This is a genomic window from Snodgrassella sp. B3088 (genome assembly GCF_026535815.1).
GTDB lineage: Bacteria > Pseudomonadota > Gammaproteobacteria > Burkholderiales > Neisseriaceae > Snodgrassella > Snodgrassella alvi_E.
The window spans coordinates 565414-590104 of sequence record NZ_JAFNPG010000002.1 but is presented as its reverse complement, the minus strand read 5'-3'; the positions used below and the strand labels follow the sequence as shown (position 1 = coordinate 590104).

Below are 24691 nucleotides of genomic sequence, written 5' to 3'. Positions count from 1 at the left end.
ACTGGACAACCGCAAAGGCCGGATCCAGTCGACGGAACAAATAGCCATAGAGGCAGAGAACACCGACAACAGTGATAGCGGCGTCATAGCGGCACAGAAACAACTGCAGATACACAGTAGTGGGCAAATTGACAATAGCAAAGACGGGCAGCTATGGAGTGGAGGTGCGNATAACAATAGTGGCGCCATCGATAGTGACAGTCTGCAACTGAAAGCGGATAGCGTAAATAATCAGCTGGGGGCTATTCGCAGCGTCAACGCCCAGCAGCTTACCGTAACCAATCAGCTTAATAACCATACCGGCCAGATAGGCAGCAATGGTCAGCTCACCATTCAAGCCGGTAATATCGATAACACAGCGGGTAAAATCAGTGCTGCTCAGCAAGCAGAAATTCACAGCAGCGGATTCAATAACCAACAAGGCACAGTAGACGCAGAAAACATTAAAATTAATGCTGACACACTAAATAACAACCATGGAGCCATACGTGCCAATGGAGAAACGCGCACCAACATCAACCAAAGCCTGAACAACCAGCAGGGACAGATTAGCTCGCAAAAAGACGTTTATATCAGCGGTAACGCCTTGCAAATAGATAACAGCCAGAACGGACAAATCATTGCCGGCCAGAATCTTACCCTGCAAGCACAAAATCTGAATAACCCGGGCACCATGGTCGCCGGCCACGATGCAGAAATCGCATTAACAGATAACTTCAGCGTCGATGCAGACATCACCGCCGGTCACAACCTGACTATCAGCAGCCAAGGGACGATCAGCAACAGCCATACCCTTAGTGGCGGCGACAGCGTACGTCTGCAGGCAGCCGATATCGACAATCAGGCCAGCGGCACCATTCAGAGCAACAATCAAACCGAATTACAGGCACAAAGCAAAATCACCAACCGTGGCCTGATAAACAGCAACGGCACCACACTAGTACAGTCCGGAAACAGCATCAACAACATCGGCACCGGCCGCATCTATGGCAACCATGTCGCCATTGGCAGCCATGATTTATACAATCAGGAAGAAACCAGCGGCACCGAAACCAAAGCAGCAGTGATAGCCGCACGCCAGCGGCTGGACATTGGTGCAACTGATATCANCAAAGAACACGCCCTGATTTCCAGCGAGGGTGACATCGCCATCGGTGGCAGCCTAAACCAACAGCATCAGGCTGTGGGCATAGCAGATAATCTGCTCAACAGCAGCGCGCGCATCGAAGCGCAGGGAAATGGCAACATCGCCGTACGGCAACTACAGAATCTGAATAATCATTTTGCTGTAGAAGAATATCTCGACAACAGTAAAAAAATCTTCCAGATACAAGAAAAAGGCAATCCAGCAATCTGGGTAGATGGTGTGGATGGAAAATTCAAAAAAGGAAAAAAAGAACTCAGTTTCAAATTCAATGACGGCACCAATAAAAAATGGAAAAAATACTCAGCTAAAGACGTAAAATGGTGGGACTATAAAAGTGATACCTACAAACAGCGTGTCACCGAAAGCCAGCCAGCAGAAATCATCATCGGCGGCGACCTAACCATCAGTGGCGAACACTGGGTCAATAACAACAGCCGTATCATCATTGGTGGCAATCTGACCGGTGGTGACAGCCTCAATCTGGAAAACCAAGAAACCAAAGGCCAGCAGCGGGTTGAAAATCATGGTCAACAAGGTGGATACAAATATAAAAATCCCAAACTGGGCTCCGGTAAAATTAAAAAAACAGGCGAAAAGCCATATAACGAAACCATCATAACCAGCCATGAATTTGACACACCAGTAAGCGTTGTACAGCAACATGCCGGCATCAGTGCCAATCAAGGCAAAGCCGAACAGGCAAAAACAGGCAATCAGCTTCAACCACAGGATAAAGCGCAGACACAGACAGAAAACCACAACCAAAGCATCCAAAGTCTCAGCCGCTTCAATACCAACTTGCCCAGCAGCAGCCTGTACCACATCAATCCCACCAACAGCGGCTATTTGGTTGAAACCGATCCAGCGTTCACCAACATGAAAAAATGGCTCGGCAGCGACTACATGCTCAGCGCATTAGGGCAGAACCCAGACAGAATGCAAAAACGGCTGGGTGATGGCTATTACGAACAAAAACTGATAAACGAACAGATAGCGCAGCTTACCGGCTACCGCCGGCTGGAAGGCTACAGTAATGACGAAGAGCAGTACAAAGCACTCATGAATGCCGGCATCAGCTTTGCACAGCAGTTTCACATCACCCCGGGAGTCGCATTAAGTGCCGAGCAAATGGCACAGCTTACCAGCGACATGGTGTGGCTGGTCAACCAGACCGTCACCCTGGCCGATGGCAGCCAGCAGACCGTACTCGTACCCAGAATCTACCTGAAAGTACGTGATAACGACGTGACCACAGCCGGCGCACTAATCAGTGCGCACAACATCAACCTGCAAAACAGTGGCAACATCAACAATCAGGGCAGCATTGCCGGCCAGAACATCCTTAATCTGGGGGCACAGAATATTAACAATAGTGGCATGCTTACCGGCAGCAAAGTAGCCCTTACCGCCAGCGACAGCATCAATTTCAACGGCGGATCCGCAGTAGGTAAAGACCTACTCAGCCTCAAGGCCGATAAAATCAACTTCAACACCACCACGGCCAGCTATGGCGATGAACGCAACGGTGGTACTGTTATCGACCGCACCGCTGGGCTGTATGTCACCGGAGACAAAGACGCTGTTCTCAGCGTAGCCGGTACCCACGGCATCACTACCCGTGGCGCCAGCATCGTCAACAATGCAGATAATGGCACAACACAGCTCAGCAGCAGTGCCGGTAGCATCGACCTCAATACCGTTACTACCCGCCGCGACATGACAGATGGCAGCAGCAGCGACAAAAACCACTGGATAAACCATTATCAAAACGAAAACGGCACCAGCATCAGTGCTGCCGGTGATATACAAATACAGGCTGCAGACCAGCTCAACATCCGGCAGGGCGACATCAACAGCGAAAACGGCAACGTCAGCCTGCACGGCAAAAACGGTGTCAATATCATAGAAGGGCGTCAACAGACCGAGCTAGACCACTCCGTCTACATCAAATCCAGCGGCCTAATGTCCAAAAAAACCAGTCTTGACCAATCGCGGGCAAACTATGATGAAGCTGTAGGCAGCAATATCACCGGCGCCAAAGTCAGCATCAGTAGTGATCAAGATATTAACATCCGTGGCAGCAACATCATCTCCGATAATGGCACAGTGCTGAAAGCCGGCCAGGATGTTAACATCACAGCGGCGTCCAACCAGTATCAAGATCAGGAATACCACAAAGAAACCAAATCCGGCCTAATGGGCAGTGGCGGCATCGGCTTTAGCATCGGGAAACAGAAAGAAACCGATGACACCACCAGCCGCCGCACCATCCACAGCGGCAGCAGCGTTGGCAGCCTCAACGGAGACACCACCATTATAGCCGGCAACCACTATACCCAAACCGGCAGCAGCGTCTCCTCCCCGCAAGGTAACGTAAACATCATAGCCAAACAGATAGACATCAACGCAGCCGAAGACCAGTACAGCCGAGACAACATCCATACCTTCGAAAAAAGCGGCCTTACCGTAGCCGTCAACGTACCCATAGTCAATGCCATCCAAACAGCCAGTACCGCCGTAAATCGCATAGGCGAAAGCAAAAACGCGCGCGTCAACGCCATGGCAGCCTTCAATGCCGGCGTAGACATGTATAAAGCCGGCAATGCCGCCGCCGACCTGGCCAACAATCCACAAAACGCCACCAATGTCAGCGTCAGCATCACCGTAGGCCAGCAAAAAAGCCGCAGTGAAACCCACAGCCGCGACAGCGTCGCCGCAGCCAGCCAGATTAATGCCGGTGGTGAAGTCAACATACTGGCAACCGGAGCCGGACAGGATTCCAACATCAACATCATTGGCTCAGATGTCAATGGCAAACAAGGTACACACTTACAGGCAGACAACGAAATCAACCTGCTGGCGGCCGAACAAAACCACAGCGAGCGCAGCAGCAACAAATCCAGTGGCTGGAATGCCGGCGTAGCCATCAGCTATGGTTCCAATGGATTAGCCTTTGGAGTGACCGCTGGTGGTAATGCCGGCAAAGGACATGGCAATGGTGACGAAACCAGCTACCGCAACAGCCATATTGGAAGCAGCAGCGGCCACACCAGCATAGTCAGCGGCGGAGCCACCAACATCAAAGGCGCACAGGTAGCAGGTAAAGGCGTACAGATTGATGCAGCCGAACTAAATATCGAAAGCTTGCAGGACACAGCCAAATACAACAGCAAACAGCAGAATATCAGCGGGCAGGTTNACCGTAGGCTATGGCGCATCCGCCTCTGCCAGCTTTAGTAAAAGCAAAATAAAAGCCGATTATGCTGCTGTAACAGAACAAAGCGGCATCATTGCCGGTGACAATGGCTACCAGCTCAACATCAAAGGCAATACCGACCTCAAAGGTGCCATCATCACCTCTACTGCAGCAGCCGAAGCGGCAGGCAAAAACCAAGTAATTACCGGCAGCCTGACGAGCAGCGATATTCATAATCATAGTGATTACAGTGGTAGTAGTATTGGTTTAAGTGGTAGTGGCAGCCTCAGCGGTTCATCACTGGGACAAAAACAGCCTACTGGTAATGACAAGATTAACCTGGCTAATCAGGGTGAAACGGGTGCCAGCAAGTCCCTTGGCTTCGGACATGATAGTGGCCATAGCAGCAGTACCACCCACAGCGGCATCAATACGAGNCAACATCATCATTACGGATGCTGCTGCCCAACAGCAGAAAACCGGAAAAAGCGTAGCCGAAACCATAGCCGGAATTCATACTGATACCAGCAGTGACAACTATGCAGATAAAGCCGACTACCTGAGCAATAACTTTGACAAAGACAAAGTTCAGAAAGAGCTGGATACACAGCGTGAAGTCACACAGGAATTCAGCGCCAATATACAGGCTACCTCAGCAATGATAAACAGCAGAAAGGATAGCCTGAAAGAAAAACTGAAAGACGAAAACCTGACCTTATCAGAGCGGGAACAATACGAAAAAGAGCTGTCGCAATGAAACACAGGCGGCTTACTGCTGAACGCCATCGGAGCAGGATTGGCCGCACCAACCAATAGCGTAGGGGGCATATTGGCAGCCACAGCCAGTTCTGTGGTTTTGTATCAAAGGGTCCAAGTAAAGGTATAAGTTATTAAATTTATATTAAAAACAGGAAAAATGTAATTTATAGTAAATTAGGAAATAAAATGAATTGGTTTTGGAAACATAAAATATTTAGCATATTTATGCTATTATTATTTTTAATAATTGGCTATATCATTTGGTTTGCATTTTTATTTACTGGAATAACTGATGATAAATATGGCAAATATATATTTAGGTACGATTATTATGGAGATTCTGTTTTCGAGTATGAACTTTTGGATGATAGTGATATCCATAATTATGTATATGTTCATGCACTTGTTCATGACTATGTAAAAGAAGGGGAAGATATATTCTTTACCTATGTAAATGGTACTTTTGATGATGGATTTTGTTATTACGATAAAAATTTATATTTGGGTAAAATAAATCTAAAAAAAAATAAATTAGAAAATAATATAAATATTCATCTGTATCCTAATACATATAAATTGTTATCTGATTTAAGTTTGACAGAGAAAAAATGGTTAAATACTTATTCTCATAAATGTCCAGAAAGAAAAAATAGGTAGCAAAGATAGAATGAAGGGCAAAGATGTCGGAATAGTAATTTGATGGGTCTGTAGGGTAATATAACAATTAAAGGCCATAAAACTATGACCCATAAAACTATATTCCCAAATAGTGTATGGGATCAAACCATGTACGAGCAATATATGGAAAAAAGAGGAACTCCAACGTATGGAGCTTACTTATCAGCAGAGCAAGTGAAGAAAAGAGATGCTGAGGGCAGGTGAGAGGTGAAATAGTCTTGTACAAGACTTGAAGAATAGTCCCATTAAACAAAGTTTATGAAGTAACAGCTTGATGTGCTGTGAATACCTAGCTAGAGCTGTTCAAACCCAAATCGTCTTCTTGGCAGATGCGCTCAAAACTATCAATAGCAACAATAACACTGGTGGCTTGTATTGGCTACCTAAGAATAATACGCCTTCAATTTGGTAGTCACACAGTATCGATGCACTGCAATTCGGGCATTGTGTAATGGTTGCATCGCCATATTGCGCACCGAATGCTTCTCGACATTCGGGATAAACGTCTGCTGCGGTTGTTGCAATATGTCAATTCGGGCAGGCCTGTATAAATCGAACTGTTGCCATAATTTCTTGTAACGACAACGCTCGTTTAGTTTTGGCTTTACAGTAGTTAAATAGGCTAAAAGATTCTTAGTAACGAGTTTATTATATTTATTATTTGGCGGAAGCGGTGAGATTCGAACTCACGGAGGGCTATCAACCCTCGACGGTTTTCAAGACCGTTGCATTAAACCACTCTGCCACGCTTCCGTCTTTGAAGATGCGCATATTAGACGATAAATGCGCATTTGCCAAGTTTTTTATCTTAATAATTTGCAGTTATCTGCTAAATCATTATTTTTATTTTTAATTAAATTTTATAAGTGATGTATTTCATCTCGTAGGAATACCCATTCTTTATCTGTAGATGATGCTTTGTCGAAATAGTAGCCTTCACAATCGAAATTTTTAAGTTGCTCTGGTTCACTTATCTTGTTTTGAGCAGCATAGCGTACAAATAAACCACGTGCACGCTTGGCATAAAAGCTGATTATTTTATAGGTACCGTTTTTCTGGTCTTTGAAAACAGGTGTAACTACAGATGCAGATAATTTTGATGGCTGAATGGCTTTGAAATACTCATGTGACGCCAGATTAATTAATACTTTGTCTTGAGCAGCCTGCATATTTTTTTCTACTGTATGGGTAATAGTGTTTCCCCAGAATGCATATAAATCCTTACCGTGTTCATTTGCCAGTTTGGTGCCCATTTCCAGCCGATAAGGCTGAATTAGATCCAGAGGCTTTAATAAACCATATAAACCGGAAAGTATACCTAGATGTAGTTGTATATAATTTAAAGCTTCAGGGGATAATGTAGTGGCATCAAGGCCTTCATAAACATCACCATTAAACAAATAGACTGCTTGTTTTGCATTTTCTAGAGTAAAAGGAGGCTGCCAGTCATTAAAACGCTCGGCATTCTGCACTGCAAGTTTGTCCGAGATACCCATTAATTCGGCGATATCATGCGGAGCCAGCTGTTTTAATACTGGTATTAATTTTCTGGCCTGTGTTAATAGCTCAGGTTGTGTATGTTTGCGGGTTAAATTTTCTTTTTTTTCATTCAGTTTTTTTGCAGGTGATATTACAAAGTACATATTTTTTCCTTTTGCCTAGCTATAACTGTGAATATGAGAATTCTGTATTCCCAAGTTTAGAAATTTAGCTGTATATACTGGTGTGGGAAGTCTGGTACAAAGAATACTACATTCCTGAATCTGATTAGCTGGTTATTTGCATAATCCTAAAAAAAACGGCACAATTCTTTACTCATATTTATAGATTAACTTAATTATTATGTCTACATTGCATCTGCACCCAGAAACTATTGCGATCAGGGGTGCTAAGGAACAAACCACATATAATGAGCATAATTCTGCTTTGTTTTTAACCAGTAGTTTTATGTTTGATAGTGCTGAGGCCGGTGCGGCTCTATTTGCTGGTTCGGTACCGGGTTATACCTATACTCGTACCAATAATCCAAATGTTGCCGCTTTTCAGGCACGAGTAGCTCAGCTGGAGCAGGCTGAAGCTGGTTTGGCAGCTTCTACAGGAATGGCTGCTATTAACGCAGTTTTTTTGGCTTTGTTGAAAGCCGGTGATCATCTGGTTGCTAGTAAAAGTTTGTTTGGTACCACAATAGGTTTACTGAATAATATTCTGCCTCGTTTTGGCATTGAAGTAACATTGGTTAGCCAAACTGATACTGATGAATGGCAGGCAGCTATGCGCCCTAATACGCGTATGCTGTTTGTGGAAACACCATCTAATCCGCTAAATGAATTGGCTGATATTGGAAAACTAGCAGAAATTGCGCACACTAATCAGGCTTTGCTGGTGGTGGATAACAGTTTTCTTTCTCCTGCATTACAGCAACCTTTGGCTCTGGGCGCTGATATTTCCGTACAATCTGCTACTAAGGCTATTGATGGCCACGGGCGAGTGATGGGTGGCGTAATTTGTGGCAGAGAAGCCTTGATTAATGAAATTTTTCAGCACGTACGTACTACTGGGGAGGTGCTGGCACCTTTTAATGCGTGGGTGTTGCTAAGTGGATTGGAAACATTATATGTCCGCATGGAAAAACAATGTGCTAATGCATTAGAAGTGGCTCAGTTCCTGTCTACGCAACCACAAGTAGTGGCTGTTCATTACACTGGGCTGGCAAATCATCCTCAAAAAGCTTTGGTGCGCAAGCAGCAGCAGGGTGGCGGTATAGTGGTAGCTTTTGAAGTAAAAGGTGGAGAGCAGGCAGCATGGCAGGTGATTGATGCTTTAACGTTGTTTAGTAAAACGGGTAATCTCGGAGATGTAAAATCTACTGTGACGCATCCATGGACGACTACGCATGGTCGCATGACTCCTGAAGCTAAGCTAGATGCAGCTATTCAGCCTGGATTGATTCGTTTATCGATTGGACTAGAACATGCGGTGGATTTAAAGGCTGATCTAGCCAATGCTCTGAAAATGATTACTATGTAATACAATAATAGTATAATTTTCAGAAGTATATTTGAGAACTAATGCGTGTGTAGAGTTGTATTCATCCTTGGGTATAATTCATCTATTGCAATGATAGACGATTGGCTATATGGTATATAGACAATGTGATAATAAAGGAAACCATAATGAGTAATGATTTAATTGTTCATATAGGCGATGGAAATTTTGCAAATGAAGTTTTACAGTCAGATGTCCCAGTATTGTTGGATTTTTGGGCACCATGGTGCGGTCCATGTAAAATGATTGCCCCGATATTGGACGATTTGGCTGCCGAATATCAGGGGAAGTTGAAAATTGTAAAGCTAAATGTAGATGAAAATCAGGAAACGCCTGCAAAATTTGGAGTTCGTGGTATTCCTACCCTTATGATTTTTAAAAATGGTTCCAGTGTCGCAACTAAAGTTGGTGCCTTGAATAAAGGGCAATTAGAAGCTTTTATTAATGCTTCTCTGTAGTTGTTAATTTCTGCTGTTTATTTATGTCCTAGAATAATAATAATGGTTTAAGTTTGTTTATTTGACTTATAAGAACTGCATTATTCAAGGACATAAATTTCTTCGACTTTGATTAGCCGGCGATATTTATTGATATATTTCAAACTAAAAATTGATTAGCCTTAATAGAACCAAGAATAGATTGAAATCAATTTTTAAATTTTTGTCATTTATTTATACTGTAGATAATAAATAATTTGATATTCGCTTTAATCAAATAGTTTTTTTTGTATAATTTGACTTGATAGCAATTAAATTTAAGAAATTTATAAAACTTTAATTATTTATTTTTAATATCCTTAAAATAACGAAAATTATAATAAAAATTATACTATCTTAGTTGTCTATTAAGTGTAAAAACATTGTAAACATATTAATGCATTTTAGTTAAATATGATTATATATGTTAAATATATTCGAATATATTTTTGGAATATCATTTTATTGGCATTTTATTTTACTGATAATGTTTAATTTGAATTAATATTCAATTTTATTGTTTAAATAAATGTAATTTTAGCGTTTTATTTCTTTTTTGGCGCATGAGTTAACTTTATTGTTCAAGCATGCTGGCTTTTGTTAGAATGATTTTGTGATATTTCATTCGTAATTAAACGAAAGCGAGAGCGCTATGAATCAAGAATCAAGAGCCTCAGTGTCTCCTCCCAGTGGTAAAGAATCCAATCTATTAAATAAAACATTTGTGATAGCTTGGTTAATCTGTGCCATTTTCTATTTTGTCCAATATGCATTGCGTTCTGCACCCAGTATTATGCAGACAGAAATAATTGCCACTTTGGAAATAAGTAAAGTTGAAATGGCCGGTATTATTGGCCTGTATTTCTATTCTTATGCTTTTTTTGCGCTGGTATCCGGTGTATTGTTGGATCGAATTGGGCCACGTTTTACAGCTTCATTGGGTATTATTTTAGTTGCTATTGGATGTGTGCTGTTTTGCTCGGGTACAGTAATTACTGCTCAGAGTGGACGTTTCCTTCAAGGTGCGGGTTCTGGGCTAGCTTTTACCAGTGCAGTATTTTTAGCTACACGCGGTTTTCCCAAAAAATGGCTGGCTACTGCCGTTGGTATGACACAATGCTTTGGTATGCTGGGCGGTTTTATGGGGCAGGCTGTAGTCTCTCCAATTATAAAAAATCAGATTTTGACCTGGCAGATGTTCTGGATGGTGGCCGCTGGTGTGCTGGCAGTAATATTCTTTGCTTCAGTGTTCATTACTCCACGTACACGGGAAGGAAAAATTGACTGGACTGGGCTCAGCCATCCTTATTTGGTAGTGCTGAAAAACCCTCAATCGTATATCTGTGCCTTTATTGGGGCTATGATGTTCTTGCCTACTAATGTGGGAAATATTGCCTGGGGTAATCAGTTTTTACAAGAGGGTCTGAGCGCCAGTAGTGATGTGGCGTTGCGTTTGGCAATGGTACCTTTAGGCTGGGTGGTTGGTTGTCCAGTTCTGGGCTATTTATCAGATGTAATCGGACGCCGTAAACCTGTTGTAATGGGTAGTATAATTGCTATGGGTATTACCGGTGGTCTGATTGTGTATTTGCCTAATGCGATGCCCCCTTATATTATGGGTTTTCTATTTGGGGTTGCTTCAGGCGCTGCTATGATCCCTTATACTATGATTAAAGAAGTTAATCCAGATGAAGTGAAGGGTACGGCTACAGGTGTGATTAACTTTTTCGTGTTTGTTATTAGTGCGATTATGACGAATCTTTTCAGCATATTGATTGATCATTTGGCTGGGGCTGAAGGTCAGTTGAATCTGAAAGTTTTCCAGAATGCTGATATCGTGTTTGTAGTCGGATTAATTCTAGCTTTTATTATGACGATATTCGTTCGTGAAACCGGCAGTAAGGCAAAAGGTTAATTGATTCTGCTGTGTTGTAGATATTTTATCTATTCCCAAAACGGCTACCAAAATGGTAGCCGTCTGTGTTTTTAAAATCGGGCAATCTATATATATAGGAATTTTAACTTGTTTATGCCCATTCTAAATCAGGATTTTGTGCTATTACAGCTTTGAATTGAGCAATAATGCTGTCCAGAGCTTGCTGATCATCCGCCTCAAAACGCAGGACTAAAACAGGTGTGGTATTAGATGCGCGCATTAGTCCGAAGCCGTTTTTAAACTCTATTCTTAATCCATCAATGGTAATGCGTTTTACTTCTCCGCTGAACTCAGCTGTTTTAGCCAGATTGGATATGATTTCGTGTCCTGATTGACCGGCAGGTACGGCAATGTTAATTTCAGGCGTAGATATACCTTCAGGTAAGGCATTTAAAACCGCGGATGGATCTTCTGTAGCGGATAATATTTCCAGTAATCGTGCACCGGCGTATAAGCCATCATCAAATCCTAACCAGCGTTCTTTAAAAAATACATGGCCACTCATTTCACCAGCAAGCAATGCACCGTGTTCTTTGATAGCGGCTTTAATAAAGCTATGTCCGGTTTTACTCATGATGGCTTCACCACCATGTTGTTCAATCCACGGTTTTAATAATCGGGTTGATTTTACATCATAGATAATTTTCGCTTCAGGGTTTCGAGTTAGTACATCAGCAGCAAACAACATTAGCTGCCGGTCTGGATAGATGATTTGGCCATCTTTGGTGACTACACCTAAACGATCACCATCACCGTCAAAAGCCAGTCCTATTTCAGCGTCACTGCTGTGCAATGCTTGAATTAAATCCTGCAGGTTAGCTGGCTTGGCAGGATCAGGATGATGATTAGGAAAATGGCCATCTACTTCGCAGAATAATTCTTTCACCTCACAACCAAGCGCACGATACAAGTCACCTGCATAGGCTCCGGCTACGCCGTTTCCCGCATCAATTACGATTTTCATTGGGCGCTTAAGCTGTACCTGATTGCTTATGTAAGTAATGTATTCTCTTGCTATAGGCAAAGGAACCACATTGCCACTATGTTCTGCATTGGCAGCAAGTTGTTCGGACTCAATTATTGTGCGTAATGTTTGTATATCGTCGCCGGCAAGCGTGGTGCCAGCTAGCATCATTTTAAAACCATTATAATCTGGTGGATTATGACTTCCGGTGATCATGATGCCGCTGCCCTGACAATGCTCTACTGCGGCAAAATACAGCATGGGTGTAGCTACCATTCCTACATCAATTACGTTGATACCACAGGCAGTGATGCCTTGAATCAAGCTAGCTGCCAGTATTGGACCTGAAAGCCGGCCGTCACGGCCAAGAGCAATCTGGCTGATGCCTTTGCTTAGTGCTACTGTGGCTATGGCGCGGCCAATCAGTTCAGCTGTATCTTTGTTTAAAGACACATCAACTACACCGCGGATATCATAGGCTTTGAATATGCTTGCATCTATCTGATTTGAAGTCATGAGTATTTTCCTGAATAATTGTGCTCAGTTAATCTGAGTTAGGTCTGATGCTGGTATGGCTGATTCGTGCAATGTATTTTGGGAATCAGGTTTTATTGGTTGGAGCTGGTATGCCAAAATGGCTGTAGCTAAGTTCTGTTGCCATGCGTCCGCGAGGTGTACGTTGTAAAAAACCCTGCTGAATTAAATAGGGCTCTATTACATCCTCTATGGTATCGGTTGATTCGCCGATTGCTGCTGCAATATTGTCAAGACCAACTGGTCCACCAGAAAATTTATAGAGAATCGCTTCAAGATATTTGCAATCCATTACATCAAGACCAGATTGATCGATATCCAGCATTTTTAACGCAGCATCTGCAATTTCTGCATTGATTTTTCCTTCATGTTTTACTTCGGCATAATCGCGTACGCGGCGCAACAGGCGATTAGCAATGCGAGGTGTGCCACGGCTGCGTCTGGCAATTTCAGCTGCACCTGTATTGTCGATATGAAGTTGTAATAGCTGTGCAGAACGGGTCACAATTGTTGTTAAGTCATTATTATTGTAAAACTCTAGACGAGAAACGATACCGAAACGATCGCGCAATGGATTTGTAAGCATCCCTGCACGCGTGGTGGCACCTACCAGTGTGAAAGGAGGCAAGTCTATTTTCACCGAACGTGCTGCCGGCCCTTCACCAATCATGATGTCTAATTGGTAGTCTTCCAGTGCGGGATACAGTATTTCTTCTACTACAGGATTTAAGCGATGAATTTCATCTATAAAAAGAACATCGTGTGGCTCGAGATTAGTCAGAATGGCAGCGAGATCGCCTGCGCGTTCCAGCACAGGGCCTGATGTCTGGCGCAAACTTACGCCAAGCTCATGGGCAATGATATGAGCAAGAGTAGTCTTGCCCAAACCAGGTGGGCCAAATAAAAGGGTGTGATCCAGTGCCTCTTTTCGTATTTTGGCCGCCTGTATAAAGATAGAAAGCTGTTCTTTAGCTTTGTGCTGGCCGATATAGTCTGTTAATGCGCGCGGCCGTAATGCACGCTCCAGCTGCTCTTCCTGAGCGGAGACAGTTTGCGGGCTGATAACCCGCTGTGGTTTTGCACCGGAAAGTTGGTCTGTTTGTAGCATGGCTGAATAAAAAATTAAATTATAGCAATATTGGCTTAATGCCAAGGTTAATCGAAACAGACAAGATAAAATTTAGATTTTAAACAGGTGTGCACATGCTGGCAAAAATTTTGAAATAATTGGGAAAGGTTTTATTAACGCACTGAGGATCATCGATATAGACCGACGTTCCCAAAAGACTAACTAATGAAAAGCACATTGCTATGCGATGATCATCATAGGTACTGATATGTATATCGCATTGTAATGTAGTTGGTGGTGTAATGCTGATACTGTCTTCAGTTTCAATTATTTTAGCACCAAGTTTGCGCAATTCTGTTGCCATGGCTGAAATGCGATCAGTTTCTTTAACACGCCAACTGGCAATATTTCGAATGCGACAGGTATTTTTACAGGCCAGTGCAATGATGGCTAAAGTCATGGCTGCATCTGGAATATGGTTGGCATCAATGTCAAATGGTAAGATTTCTTGCTCAGGTGAACGGGATATTTCTATAAATTGGTTTCCCCAGCTAACACGTGCTCCGATTTTTTCAAGTTCATGTACAAAAGCTATATCTCCTTGAATACTATTGGCATCTATGCCATTTACGCGTATGGGTTGGCCAGATAAAAGTCCGGCTGCGAGGAAATAGGAAGCACTTGATGCATCACCTTCAACAAATAATTTTTCTTGAGCATGGTAATGTTGACCTGCCGGTAGCTGAAATATCTGAAAATTTTTATGGGTTATTTGTACTCCGAATTGTTGCAACAATTTAAGAGTGATAGCGATATAGGGTTTTGAAATTAATTCACCTACTACTTTTATGGTATAAGCTTGTCCGGTTAAGGGTAAAGCCATCAGTAATGCTGTCAAAAATTGACTGGAGACATTACCTTTAATACTGAGGAGATGATTGGTCGGAGTTTGGGCTGGATATATTTGTAACGGTGGATAACCTGTTTTTCCTTTATATTCAATAATTGCGCCGGCTGTTTTTAACGCATCGACCAAGTCACCAATCGGGCGTTCATGCATACGTGCTACACCGTGTAAATAGTATTCCCCACCCAAAATTGCTAGTACAGCAGTTAAGGGTCTAAAAGCAGTGCCTGCATTCCCCAGAAATAATTCTGCTTGCTGTTGTGGAAACTTACCATTACATCCGTATATTCGCAAATTCAACCCTGATTCTTTTTCTGCATTGGGTAGCTGTTCAATTTTAACACCCAATATTTTCAATGCATTCAGCATATGTAGAGTGTCATCAGAATCCAGCACATCGTATATTTCGCTTGTATTGTCTGCTAGTGCCGCCAGAAGCAAAGTTCGGTTGCTGATACTTTTCGAACCGGGTAAGTTAATGGTAGAGACATGACAAGTGCTGGATGTTAAATGCAGTGTATTCATTCAGGTATTAATAAATTTTCATGATTAGCTTGCAAGTTTATCAGTTAATTGTGCGGGCGGATATGCTAAAAAAGAATGGATTTCGGCAAAGTTAAACATGAAAATGCATAATAAGTGGTTAAATATAAAACCAGTAAGTATTAGTTAGATTAGGTATAATATTAGACATGTTAGTATCTTAAAATAAAAGTTAGTTAGTATGAAATTTAAATTTGATTGGCACTGGTCCAAACTCAGTACACTTTGGTTGATCATGATATTGGGTGTGCCTTTCGCGCAGCAATTGCACATTCCTCCTGATTTTGTTTCCAAAGTTGAAGAGGGGCAGACGCTGTTTCTGCTTTTTTGTTGCTTATTTACTTTTTTTTCAACTGTTTGCAGTGGGTTGTCCGGTAAGAAAAAAGCGTTTTGGTTATGGGCATCCTTATGGTGGCTTTTGTTGCTGGGACGTGACCAGAATTGGGGTAGGCAGACATTTCCCGGCTATGAACACGCGGTATATCACACAATAGCAGCAATATTGATTCTCGGGTTAATCTTGATGCTGGTTTGGCCTCGTTTGCGTGAAGGAATTGTTTATTATTACAAGCAGCCTTTTCCTATTTGGAATTTTTTGCTTGCTGCGGCGGGTTTTCTACTTGCGGATGCCATTGAACGTGGTCGTTGGATTTCACAGTTTATTCTTTTCAATTCTGCTTATGATGACTTGTTGGAAGAATTGTATGAATGTCCTTTTATGCTTGCTTTATTCACTGTATCTGCTGTAATGCAGTGGCGTACCATTTTACAGATGAAGAAATCCTTAAAACAAGTTGAAGCACATTGATAAATCTAAAATTAGAATATATAGATGCCAATAACTGCTTTCAAACATTATGCTAAAGGTTTGAACTAGACTAGAAATCTTTAACAGTGGTTAAAGTACATTGGGTGTGATTGGGCATTTTTGATTATCAGTTATCTCGAAGATACTGGTCATTGAAAAAATTTTGTACAATATATAAAAGATGTACTTAATAAAGGAAGAATATGGTGGCGAAACAACTTGAGCCACGTTTGAAAGTAATTGCAATTGATGGTCCAAGTGCATCTGGAAAAGGAACTGTGGCAGCAAGAGTAGCAAATGTTCTCAATAGAGATTATTTGGATTCTGGAGCTTTATACCGGTTGACTGCACTCTATGCACGGCAACAGCATATTAATTGGCAGGATGAATCAGGTGTTGCAGTATTGGCAAAGAATCTACCTGTGATTTTCCACAATGAATGCATTTTGCTTGATAGTAAGGATGTAACAGCAGAAATTCGTGCCGAGGATATTGGTATGGGAGCCTCCGCAGTTGCTGCTTTACCGGCAGTGAGAGACGCATTATTGCAACGTCAGCGCAATTTTCTGACTTCCAAAGGATTGGTGGCAGATGGCAGAGATATGGCTACAGTCGTATTTCCTCAGGCTGAACTGAAAATATTTCTTACAGCCAGTGCTACAGTACGAGCACAACGGCGTGCCTTGCAGTTTGGAATTGCCAATAATGGGATCGAATATCGGCAGATACTGGCTGATATTGAAAAACGTGATCAGACAGACCGCACCCGATTAGTGGCTCCGCTTAAACCTGCTCGTGATGCCAAAATTCTTGACACATCTCTACTTACTATTGAAGAAAGTGTAGAAAAAGTACTTGATTGGTATCGAAAAATCTAAAAATAATGTATAATTCTCGGATTTTGTACACAGTGCTAAGTGTGTTCGCCTATACAAGAGCATTCGAGTACTGTATCAAATAATTGTTTTACATATTTATATTTTGCGCTGGTGTATGTATTTATTATATTGGTCGCAATTAAATTAATAGTATTGCTGGCACAGTCAGGGTGTGCCGGTTTTGATTAACTAACTTTCGTATCCCCTGGCGATACTTGTTTGAGAACATATATATATGACTATGGAAAATTTTGCCCAGTTGCTGGAAGAAAGTTTCACCTTGCAAGAGATGAATCCCGGCGAAGTCATCACCGCAGAAGTTGTTGCCATAGACAATAATTTCGTCACTGTGAATGCCGGTCTGAAATCAGAATCTCTGATTGATGTGAGCGAATTCAAGAATGCAGCGGGCGAGATTGAGGTTAAAGTTGGCGATTTTGTCACTGTAACCATTGAATCTGTGGAAAATGGTTTTGGTGAAACCAAACTTTCACGTGAAAAAGCTAAGCGTGCGGCAGACTGGATTAAGCTGGAAGAAGCCATGGAAAATGGTGAAATTCTGTCTGGCGTAATTAACGGTAAAGTCAAAGGCGGCCTGACTGTAATGATCAACAGCATCCGTGCTTTCCTGCCTGGTTCGCTGGTAGATGTTCGTCCGGTTAAAGATACTTCTCACTTTGAAGGTAAAGAAATTGAATTCAAAGTAATCAAGCTGGATAAACGTCGCAACAACGTTGTTGTTTCACGCCGTGCTGTATTGGAAGAAACACTTGGTGAAGAACGTAAGGCATTGCTGGAAAATCTGAAAGAAGGTTCTGTAGTAAAAGGTATTGTGAAAAATATCACTGACTACGGTGCATTCGTTGACTTGGGCGGTATTGATGGTCTGTTGCACATCACTGATTTGGCTTGGCGCCGAGTTAAGCACCCAAGTGAAGTGCTGGAAGTTGGTCAGGAAGTTGAAGCCAAAGTACTTAAATTCGATCAGGAACGCAGCCGTGTATCTCTGGGTCTGAAACAGCTGGGCGAAGATCCGTGGAATGGTCTGGCTCGTCGCTATCCGCAAGGTACTCGCCTATTTGGTAAGGTAACTAACCTTACTGACTACGGTGCATTTGTGGAAATCGAGCAGGGTATTGAAGGTCTGGTACACGTTTCTGAAATGGACTGGACGAACAAGAATGTTCATCCAAGTAAAGTTGTTCAGATGGGTGATGAAGTCGAAGTGATGATTCTTGAAATTGATGAAGATCGTCGTCGTATTTCCCTAGGTATGAAGCAGTGTCAGGCTAATCCATGGCAGGAATTCGAATCCAATCATGAAAAAGGCGATAAAATCAAAGGGGTAGTAAAATCTATTACTGACTTCGGTGTATTTGTCGGCTTGCCTGGTGGTATCGATGGTCTAGTGCACCTGTCTGATCTTTCATGGACTGATGGCGGTGAAGAAGCCGTACGCCAGTTCAAGAAAGGTGAAGAAGTTGAAGCCGTGGTTCTGGCTATCGATGTAGACAAAGAACGTATTTCTCTGGGTGTGAAACAACTGGCAGGTGATCCGTTCAGCAACTATGTTAGCGTAAATGACAAAGGCAGCATTGTAACCGGTAAAGTAAAATCACTGGATGCTAAAGGCGCTGTCATTGCATTGGCTGACGATGTTGAAGGCTATCTACGTGCATCAGAAGTTTCTAATGATCGCGTTGAAGACATTCGCAATGTTTTGAAAGAAGGCGATGATGTTGAAGCTGTGATTACTACAGTAGATCGTAAAAATCGCAACATCAATTTGTCTATCAAAGCGAAAGATGCACAGGAAAATACTGCTGCTCTGCGTTCATTATCAGCTAACAATGCCTCAGCTGGTACCACCAGTCTGGGTGATTTGTTGAAAGCTAAATTATCTGGTGAAAGCGAATAAGCGGTTATGACGAAGTCGGAGTTAATGATTCGCTTGGCGGAGTTATATACTGTTAATAATGATAGTACCATTTTAAATGCTAAGGATGTCGAACAAAGTATCAAGATTCTCGTTGATACAATGACTCGTGCTTTGGCAAAAGGCCAGCGAATCGAAATTCGCGGATTTGGTAGCTTTGATCTGAACCATCGTCCAGCTCGCATTGGTCGTAATCCTAAAACGGGTGAAAAAGTTTCGGTACCTGAAAAATATGTACCTCACTTCAAACCTGGCAAGGAATTACGTGAACGTGTAGACAAAGCGCTACTGTCTGCGGACAAGTAATACTTTTTTATTTGAGATAGACGTTAACGCCGCAGTTTCTGCGGCGTATTTTTATTTTTGGGTGGTCGAAGCTTTAATGAGTGTGCTATGGTTACGTCTTTTAACTTTTGCCTTATACGCTCTTACCTCAGAAGAAAACAAACAATATGACCACATCCGTCTTTGTTGCTCCCGAATTTAATAATCAAAGTCCTCTGTCTTGGTATCAGGCTGCAGAGCAGAAACCTGGATTTATACATGATGCCGCTCAGTTGCGGGCTATTAAACAACTTGACAGGCTCTGGACAGAGTTAATGATGTTTAAACGCAAGCGTAATCGATTTTTAGGACGCAGCTTACGTTCACCTCGGGCACCCAAAGGATTATATATGTATGGAGGTGTTGGACGTGGTAAAAGCTTTTTAATGGATGTGTTTTTTGGTTGCTTACCTTATCGGCGCAAACGCCGAGTCCATTTTCACGCGTTTATGGCAGAGGTTCAGCAACGTCTGAAAGAGCATCATAGTCAGGCCAATCCATTACATGCGGTGGCAGAGGATATTGCTCGTGAGGTTAGGGTATTATGTTTTGATGAATTTCACGTCAGTGATATCGCTGATGCAATGATTCTCGGACGCTTGCTGGAAGGCCTGTTTGAGCAAGGCGTGGTTATGGTGGCTACATCTAATTATGCTCCAGCAGATCTTTATTATCAGGGGCAAAACCGTTCCAGTTTTTTACCAACTATTGCATTGATTGAAAAAGAACTGACAATTCTAAATGTAGATGGTGGTGAAGATTATCGCATGCGATCGCTCAAGCCTGCTGATATATTTTACATACCGGCAGATACAGCTAGCGAGAAAAAACTAGGGGATATTTTTCATAAAATAAATGGTCAGCAGCCAATCACTGGCGGAGATATTGAAATATTGGGCCGGAAACTGTCCTATAAAGCAATATCTGATTCAACAATTTGGTTTGATTTTGAAACGTTATGCTGTGGACCGCGCTCGCAGAATGATTATCTGGAGCTGGCGCAAAAATTTCGTGTACTGATTTTATCTGCTATACCGAAGATGGGTCCTGCTCAGATGGCAGAAGCCCGTCGTCTCACTTGGCTTATTGATGTATTGTATGATTATCGAATCAAGCTCTGTGCCAGTTGTGATGTGCCTATAGATAATATATATACGGAAGGTGACTTTGCTAATGAATTTACCCGAACGGCCAGCCGTCTGACAGAAATGCAGTCTGAAGAATATTTAAACTTGCCTCATCTTACTTTGGATAAAGAAACCGTACATTTAGGAAAAGATATTAAATAAAGCGGAAATTTGTTAAAATGACATAAACAGTCTTACGCATTCTTTGCGCCTAAAAATATGTATTTTTATTAATTTGAATATAATGGAAACAAACATGGCTATCGAACGTACTTTATCTATTGTTAAACCTGATGCAGTTGCAAAAAACGTTATTGGACAGATTTACAGCCGATTCGAAAATAATGGTTTAAAAATTATCGCTGCAAAAATGAAACATTTGTCTAAAGCTGAGGCAGAAGGTTTTTATGCTGTACACAAAGAACGTCCTTTTTTTGGTGAACTGGTAAATTTTATGATTAGTGGCCCGGTGATGATCCAAGTACTGGAAGGAGAAGGTGCGGTTTCTAAAAATCGTGAGCTCATGGGGGCAACTAATCCGAAAGAAGCAGCAGCCGGAACTATTCGAGCTGATTTTGCTGATTCAATCGATGCTAATGCTGTGCATGGCTCTGATAGCCTTGAAAATGCAGCCACAGAAATTGCATATTTTTTTGCTGCCGATGAATTGTGCACGCGCTAAAATAGTTTGTATATGAATTGAATTAGTCCACCTATAGAGGTGGACTAATTTGTAACTATATATGTTAACTGGAGAAATGAGATGTCTGATTTTTTTAATTTACCAGCTTTAAAATCACTTTCTGTACAAACATTTAACGAAACAAAACCATTTCCGAATCATCTATTTAAGGAAATTTTGTTACCAGAAGCATTTAATAATTTATATAATAATTTTCCAAGTCTTGAGTTGTTTGAAAAACATGTTAATAGACCACGTGGAAAAAGTGGTCAGCGACCTCACAACCGTTATTATCTGGCTTTTGAGAAATCTATATATCATAAAAATGACCAGTCTGGACCAGGCGTTACCAAAATAGAACAATTACCTGAAGTTTGGCAAGAGTTTGTTCGGGAGGTACAAACTTTTGAACCATATCAGGAGTTTTTAAGACGGTATTTAAATCTTGATGAATATGAGATTCGGTATGCGTGGCATGTTGGTGAAACAGGTTCTGAGGTTTCACCACATTGTGATAGTTTTGACAAAATCGGAACACATATTTTTTATTTTAATACTTCGGCAGACTGGGAAATAGAATGGGGTGGTTCAATATTGGCTCTCAGTGGTAAAAAAACAGCCAAAACTAACCCAGACATTAGTGATTTTGAGAGTGTGGAAGGCTTTGATATACGTGATAACAGCAGTTTCCTTTTCAAAAATACTTCTGATGGTTGGCATGCTACTGAAGTCTTAACTTGTCCGCCTAATCATTATCGTCGTTTGTTTAATGTGATAGTTCAAAAGAAAAAAACTGAGAAAACACTAAAAAAAGTATGGCATTTTTTATCTGGTAAAAATTAAAGAATTGTATAAATTGTTGAATAAATTTGTATTATCAGCATAATGTTTTAGATTAGTTTGTTTTGTAGCATTTGTTACGTAATTTTTGTGTATATTCCAGATGAAAACCAATTTGCTAAATTTTGACTTACCCGGCTTAACTGCCCACTTTGCTCAGATGGGGGAGAAGCCATTTCGTGCCAAGCAGGTTATGCGCTGGATGCACCCAGGGGGTGTAGCAGATTTTACAGATATGACTGATCTGGCCAAATCATTACGCCATAAATTATTGGATAAGGCTGAAATTAAAGTGCCTGATCTTTTGGCAGAGCAAAAATCTGCAGATGGTACTTGTAAATGGTTGTTAGACGTAGGTACAGGCAATGGTGTGGAAACAGTTTTTATTCCTGAAGATAGTAGGGGAACTTTATGTATTTCTTCACAGGTTGGTTGTGCTTTAGAATGCTTATTTTGCTCAACAGGCCGACAGGGTTTTAATCGTAACCTCACTACTGCAGAAATTATCGGTCAGCTTTGGTGGGCAAATAAAGCGCTTGGTGTGACACCTAAGGATGAAAGAGTGATTTCCAATGTGGTAATGATGGGGATGGGCGAACCTTTAGCAAACTTTGAAAATGTAGTTACAGCGCTGAGTATAATGCTTGATGACCATGGGTATGGTTTGTCCCGTCGCCGCGTGACAGTGTCTACTTCGGGCATGGTGCCACAAATGGATCGATTGAAGGATGTGATGCCTGTAGCTCTTGCTATTTCATTGCATGCTTCAAATGATGAGGTTCGGGATCACTTGATACCATTGAATAAAAAATATCCGCTTAGCCAATTAATGGCTGCATGTCAGCGTTATTTGGCTAAAGCTCCACGTGATTTTATTACTTTTGAATATATCATGTTAAAGGGTGTCAATGATGAACCTCAACACGCACGCGAACTGATTGAGCTGGTTAAAGATGTACCTTGTAAATTCAATCTGATTCCGTTTAATCCATTCATTAATTCTGGTTTTGAACGATCCACTAACGAGCGCATCCGTGTATTTAGAGAAATATTACTGGAAGCAGGTTTTGTTGTTACAGTCAGAAAAACTCGTGGTGATGATATTGATGCAGCATGTGGTCAGCTTGCTGGCAAAGTAAAAGATAAAACTCGGCGTCAACAAAAATGGCAGCTTGTACAGGGGTAATTTGATGAAAAAAAAACTTGGATCAATTTTACTGATGACTGTAATTTTATCAGCTTGTGCTACTCAAACTCTGGATAAAAAGCCAACTGCTGCTCAGCGAGCACGCGAGGTAGCTCAAATTAAAACCCAGCTGGCAGTAGAATATCTAAGAAATAAAAATTATAGACAGGCTGTAGAATCTATTGATGAAGCTATAAAAAATAATAGTAGCTCACTTGATGCTTGGTTAATTCGTGCGCAAATCTGGCAGTATTTGAAAGAACCGGCTAAGGCAGAAGAAAGTTTTCAGCGAGCGCTTTCTTTGGCTCCAGACAGTGCTGAAGTTAATAATAATTTCGGCTGGTTTGTTTGTGATGTTCTTAAGAAGCCAAATGCATCCATTTCATATTTTGATAAGGCTTTATCAGATCCGACTTATCCTACACCGGAAGTTGCTCAGTTTAATAAAGGAATCTGTAGTAGTCGGATGGGACAGTATCAGCTGGCAAACAGTTATTTTGAGCGAGCTTTGGCAGCTAATCCTAATTTTATTGCTGCTAAGAAAGAAATGGCTCGTAATGATTTGCAATCAGGTAGTGTTTCAGAAGCCAATTATCTGTTTAAACAATATCAAAGTCAGGTAAATAGTTTATCTGCTGATGATTTGTTACTTGGATGGAGAATTGAAAAATCTCTTGGTAATATGCAAGCGGCTTATGAATATGAAGCACAATTGCGTAATAATTTCCCTTATTCTGCTGAATTAGAGCAGGTTTCTACAGGAAAATTCTAATGAATGAGCAAACCAAAAATCTCGATTCCAGCCCGAATGCCGCTGTCACTTTGGGAGCATTATTATCTCAGGCAAGAAAGCAAAAAGGCTTATCTGTTGGTGAGGTTGCAGAGCGTTTAAAATTACCAGCCAGACAGATTGAGGCAATGGAAAGTGGCAGTTATAAAGGTTTGCCGGAAGCGGTATTCATTAAAGGTTTTTTGAGTTCCTATGCACGCTTGCTGGAGCTGGATGAGTCAGAATTTAAGCAATATCTGCAGCAGATTTTTCCATCCGGACAACGCTATTCCACATCAGACAGTAGCAAAGTGTTATCTTCAGAATTAGATTTTCAGGATAAACCACAACGTCGCCATTTTCCACGTTGGCTTATTGCATTGCTGGTGCTGATTATCATTGGTGCGGTGGTATATGCTTGGCAAAGTAAATCAACATCTGAAAATGCCAAACAGGCTGCTACAGCCAGTCAGGAAGTTTCTGCGCAAACTGCGTCCATTAGTGATATTGCAGCTAGTAATATTCGTGTGGTACCGATGCCTGCAAGTGAACAAGTCAGCAGTACTGCATCGACTACAGTGATCAGCGCCAGTCAGCCCCAGGAAGCTAATACCAATACTAATGCATCACAGCCTGTTGCTGCTGATTCAGAGGCGTTGCTGATCAAGCTTGAAAATAAATCATGGTTACAAGTGAGTGACAAAAATGGCAAAGTATTAATCAGCCAGGTTGTCGATGCCGGAAGCACTCAACAATTTAGCGGCAGTGCACCATATAAAGTTATCATTGGTTATACACCCGGGGCCAGCATTAAGTTTGCGGGCAAAGATGTTATTATTCCTCAAAATAAGAAAAGAACTGCTGTAGTTATGGTAGGTGGTAATTGA

20 protein-coding genes and 1 tRNA gene are annotated in these 24691 nt (G+C 41.7%); 15 read left to right on the top strand and 6 right to left on the bottom strand.

Going from position 1 to position 24691, the window contains the following annotated elements:
• Window positions 1-4384, top strand: a 4384-nt coding sequence (locus J3U75_RS03170; protein WP_267390463.1) for a hemagglutinin repeat-containing protein, incomplete at its 5' end; no start/stop codon positions are given.
• A gap of 904 nt (window positions 4385-5288) precedes the next feature.
• The gene (locus J3U75_RS03165) at window positions 5289-5759 is read left to right on the top strand and encodes a hypothetical protein (protein WP_267390462.1); all 471 of its coding nucleotides are present in this window, start codon (window positions 5289-5291) and stop codon (window positions 5757-5759) included.
• A gap of 324 nt (window positions 5760-6083) precedes the next feature.
• On the opposite strand, the gene J3U75_RS11380 is transcribed toward J3U75_RS03165, so the two are convergent.
• From J3U75_RS11380 to yaaA, 3 genes are all read right to left on the bottom strand, one after another.
• Window positions 6084-6305, bottom strand: a complete 222-nt coding sequence (locus tag J3U75_RS11380; protein ID WP_367578855.1) for a DUF2321 domain-containing protein — start codon at window positions 6303-6305, stop codon at window positions 6084-6086.
• Window positions 6306-6442: 137 nt separating this feature from the next.
• Window positions 6443-6533: transfer RNA gene (locus tag J3U75_RS03160), tRNA-Ser, on the bottom strand.
• Window positions 6534-6640: 107 nt separating this feature from the next.
• The gene (gene yaaA / locus J3U75_RS03155; protein WP_267390461.1) at window positions 6641-7423 is read right to left on the bottom strand and encodes a peroxide stress protein YaaA; all 783 of its coding nucleotides are present in this window, start codon (window positions 7421-7423) and stop codon (window positions 6641-6643) included.
• A gap of 199 nt (window positions 7424-7622) precedes the next feature.
• Between yaaA and J3U75_RS03150 the strand changes: the two genes are divergently transcribed.
• From J3U75_RS03150 to J3U75_RS03140, 3 genes are all read left to right on the top strand, one after another.
• On the top strand, window positions 7623-8807 hold the full coding sequence (locus J3U75_RS03150; protein WP_267390460.1) for an O-succinylhomoserine sulfhydrylase: 1185 nt from the start codon (window positions 7623-7625) through the stop codon (window positions 8805-8807).
• A 146-nt stretch (window positions 8808-8953) separates the two neighbouring features.
• Complete coding sequence (gene trxA, locus J3U75_RS03145) at window positions 8954-9283, top strand: thioredoxin TrxA (protein ID WP_267390459.1); 330 nt, start codon at window positions 8954-8956, stop codon at window positions 9281-9283.
• A 694-nt stretch (window positions 9284-9977) separates the two neighbouring features.
• Window positions 9978-11216, top strand: a complete 1239-nt coding sequence (locus J3U75_RS03140) for an MFS transporter (RefSeq protein ID WP_267390458.1) — start codon at window positions 9978-9980, stop codon at window positions 11214-11216.
• Window positions 11217-11328: 112 nt separating this feature from the next.
• Here J3U75_RS03140 and J3U75_RS03135 read toward each other — a convergent pair whose 3' ends face one another.
• The 3 genes from J3U75_RS03135 to aroA form a co-directional block, all read right to left on the bottom strand.
• On the bottom strand, window positions 11329-12717 hold the full coding sequence (locus J3U75_RS03135) for a phosphomannomutase/phosphoglucomutase (protein WP_267390457.1): 1389 nt from the start codon (window positions 12715-12717) through the stop codon (window positions 11329-11331).
• An 85-nt stretch (window positions 12718-12802) separates the two neighbouring features.
• On the bottom strand, window positions 12803-13843 hold the full coding sequence (gene ruvB / locus J3U75_RS03130; RefSeq protein ID WP_267390456.1) for a Holliday junction branch migration DNA helicase RuvB: 1041 nt from the start codon (window positions 13841-13843) through the stop codon (window positions 12803-12805).
• Window positions 13844-13922: 79 nt separating this feature from the next.
• On the bottom strand, window positions 13923-15236 hold the full coding sequence (aroA, locus tag J3U75_RS03125) for a 3-phosphoshikimate 1-carboxyvinyltransferase (protein ID WP_267390455.1): 1314 nt from the start codon (window positions 15234-15236) through the stop codon (window positions 13923-13925).
• Between the two features lie 199 nt (window positions 15237-15435).
• Between aroA and J3U75_RS03120 the strand changes: the two genes are divergently transcribed.
• The 10 genes from J3U75_RS03120 (at window position 15436) to J3U75_RS03075 (ending at window position 24691) form a co-directional block, all read left to right on the top strand.
• Window positions 15436-16062 carry a hypothetical protein gene (locus tag J3U75_RS03120; RefSeq protein ID WP_267390454.1) on the top strand — a complete coding sequence of 209 codons (627 nt, stop codon included), beginning with the start codon at window positions 15436-15438 and terminating at the stop codon, window positions 16060-16062.
• Window positions 16063-16265: 203 nt separating this feature from the next.
• Complete coding sequence (gene cmk / locus J3U75_RS03115) at window positions 16266-16940, top strand: (d)CMP kinase (RefSeq protein WP_267390453.1); 675 nt, start codon at window positions 16266-16268, stop codon at window positions 16938-16940.
• A 235-nt stretch (window positions 16941-17175) separates the two neighbouring features.
• Window positions 17176-18858, top strand: a complete 1683-nt coding sequence (rpsA, locus tag J3U75_RS03110) for a 30S ribosomal protein S1 (RefSeq protein WP_267390452.1) — start codon at window positions 17176-17178, stop codon at window positions 18856-18858.
• Between the two features lie 6 nt (window positions 18859-18864).
• Window positions 18865-19182: an integration host factor subunit beta gene (locus tag J3U75_RS03105; RefSeq protein ID WP_100140935.1), complete on the top strand. Its 318-nt coding sequence runs from the start codon at window positions 18865-18867 to the stop codon at window positions 19180-19182.
• 146 nt (window positions 19183-19328) lie between these two features.
• Window positions 19329-20489, top strand: coding sequence for a cell division protein ZapE (gene zapE / locus J3U75_RS03100; protein ID WP_267390451.1), 1161 nt, complete (start codon window positions 19329-19331; stop codon window positions 20487-20489).
• A 94-nt stretch (window positions 20490-20583) separates the two neighbouring features.
• Window positions 20584-21009: a nucleoside-diphosphate kinase gene (gene ndk, locus J3U75_RS03095; protein WP_267390450.1), complete on the top strand. Its 426-nt coding sequence runs from the start codon at window positions 20584-20586 to the stop codon at window positions 21007-21009.
• A gap of 81 nt (window positions 21010-21090) precedes the next feature.
• A complete protein-coding gene (locus J3U75_RS03090) occupies window positions 21091-21852 on the top strand; it encodes a hypothetical protein (RefSeq protein WP_267390449.1) in 762 nt (253 codons plus the stop codon).
• Between the two features lie 100 nt (window positions 21853-21952).
• Entirely contained in the window at window positions 21953-23035 is a 1083-nt protein-coding gene (gene rlmN / locus J3U75_RS03085) for a 23S rRNA (adenine(2503)-C(2))-methyltransferase RlmN (protein ID WP_267390448.1), read from the top strand.
• A gap of 4 nt (window positions 23036-23039) precedes the next feature.
• Window positions 23040-23807 (top strand): type IV pilus biogenesis/stability protein PilW, encoded by a 768-nt coding sequence (gene pilW / locus J3U75_RS03080; protein ID WP_267390447.1) that lies wholly within the window; start codon window positions 23040-23042, stop codon window positions 23805-23807.
• Entirely contained in the window at window positions 23807-24691 is an 885-nt protein-coding gene (locus tag J3U75_RS03075; RefSeq protein ID WP_267390446.1) for a RodZ domain-containing protein, read from the top strand. The genes pilW and J3U75_RS03075 overlap by 1 nt, the downstream gene beginning before the upstream one ends.

Coding starts and splice junctions, on each gene's coding strand:
- J3U75_RS03165 (WP_267390462.1), top strand. CDS start 5,289: ATGAATTGGTTTTGGAAACATAAAATATTTAGCATATTTATGCTATTA.
- yaaA (WP_267390461.1), bottom strand. CDS start 7,423: ATGTACTTTGTAATATCACCTGCAAAAAAACTGAATGAAAAAAAAGAA.
- J3U75_RS03150 (WP_267390460.1), top strand. CDS start 7,623: ATGTCTACATTGCATCTGCACCCAGAAACTATTGCGATCAGGGGTGCT.
- trxA (WP_267390459.1), top strand. CDS start 8,954: ATGAGTAATGATTTAATTGTTCATATAGGCGATGGAAATTTTGCAAAT.
- J3U75_RS03135 (WP_267390457.1), bottom strand. CDS start 12,717: ATGACTTCAAATCAGATAGATGCAAGCATATTCAAAGCCTATGATATC.
- ruvB (WP_267390456.1), bottom strand. CDS start 13,843: ATGCTACAAACAGACCAACTTTCCGGTGCAAAACCACAGCGGGTTATC.
- aroA (WP_267390455.1), bottom strand. CDS start 15,236: ATGAATACACTGCATTTAACATCCAGCACTTGTCATGTCTCTACCATT.
- J3U75_RS03120 (WP_267390454.1), top strand. CDS start 15,436: ATGAAATTTAAATTTGATTGGCACTGGTCCAAACTCAGTACACTTTGG.
- cmk (WP_267390453.1), top strand. CDS start 16,266: ATGGTGGCGAAACAACTTGAGCCACGTTTGAAAGTAATTGCAATTGAT.
- rpsA (WP_267390452.1), top strand. CDS start 17,176: ATGACTATGGAAAATTTTGCCCAGTTGCTGGAAGAAAGTTTCACCTTG.
- J3U75_RS03105 (WP_100140935.1), top strand. CDS start 18,865: ATGACGAAGTCGGAGTTAATGATTCGCTTGGCGGAGTTATATACTGTT.
- zapE (WP_267390451.1), top strand. CDS start 19,329: ATGACCACATCCGTCTTTGTTGCTCCCGAATTTAATAATCAAAGTCCT.
- ndk (WP_267390450.1), top strand. CDS start 20,584: ATGGCTATCGAACGTACTTTATCTATTGTTAAACCTGATGCAGTTGCA.
- J3U75_RS03090 (WP_267390449.1), top strand. CDS start 21,091: ATGTCTGATTTTTTTAATTTACCAGCTTTAAAATCACTTTCTGTACAA.
- rlmN (WP_267390448.1), top strand. CDS start 21,953: ATGAAAACCAATTTGCTAAATTTTGACTTACCCGGCTTAACTGCCCAC.
- pilW (WP_267390447.1), top strand. CDS start 23,040: ATGAAAAAAAAACTTGGATCAATTTTACTGATGACTGTAATTTTATCA.
- J3U75_RS03075 (WP_267390446.1), top strand. CDS start 23,807: ATGAATGAGCAAACCAAAAATCTCGATTCCAGCCCGAATGCCGCTGTC.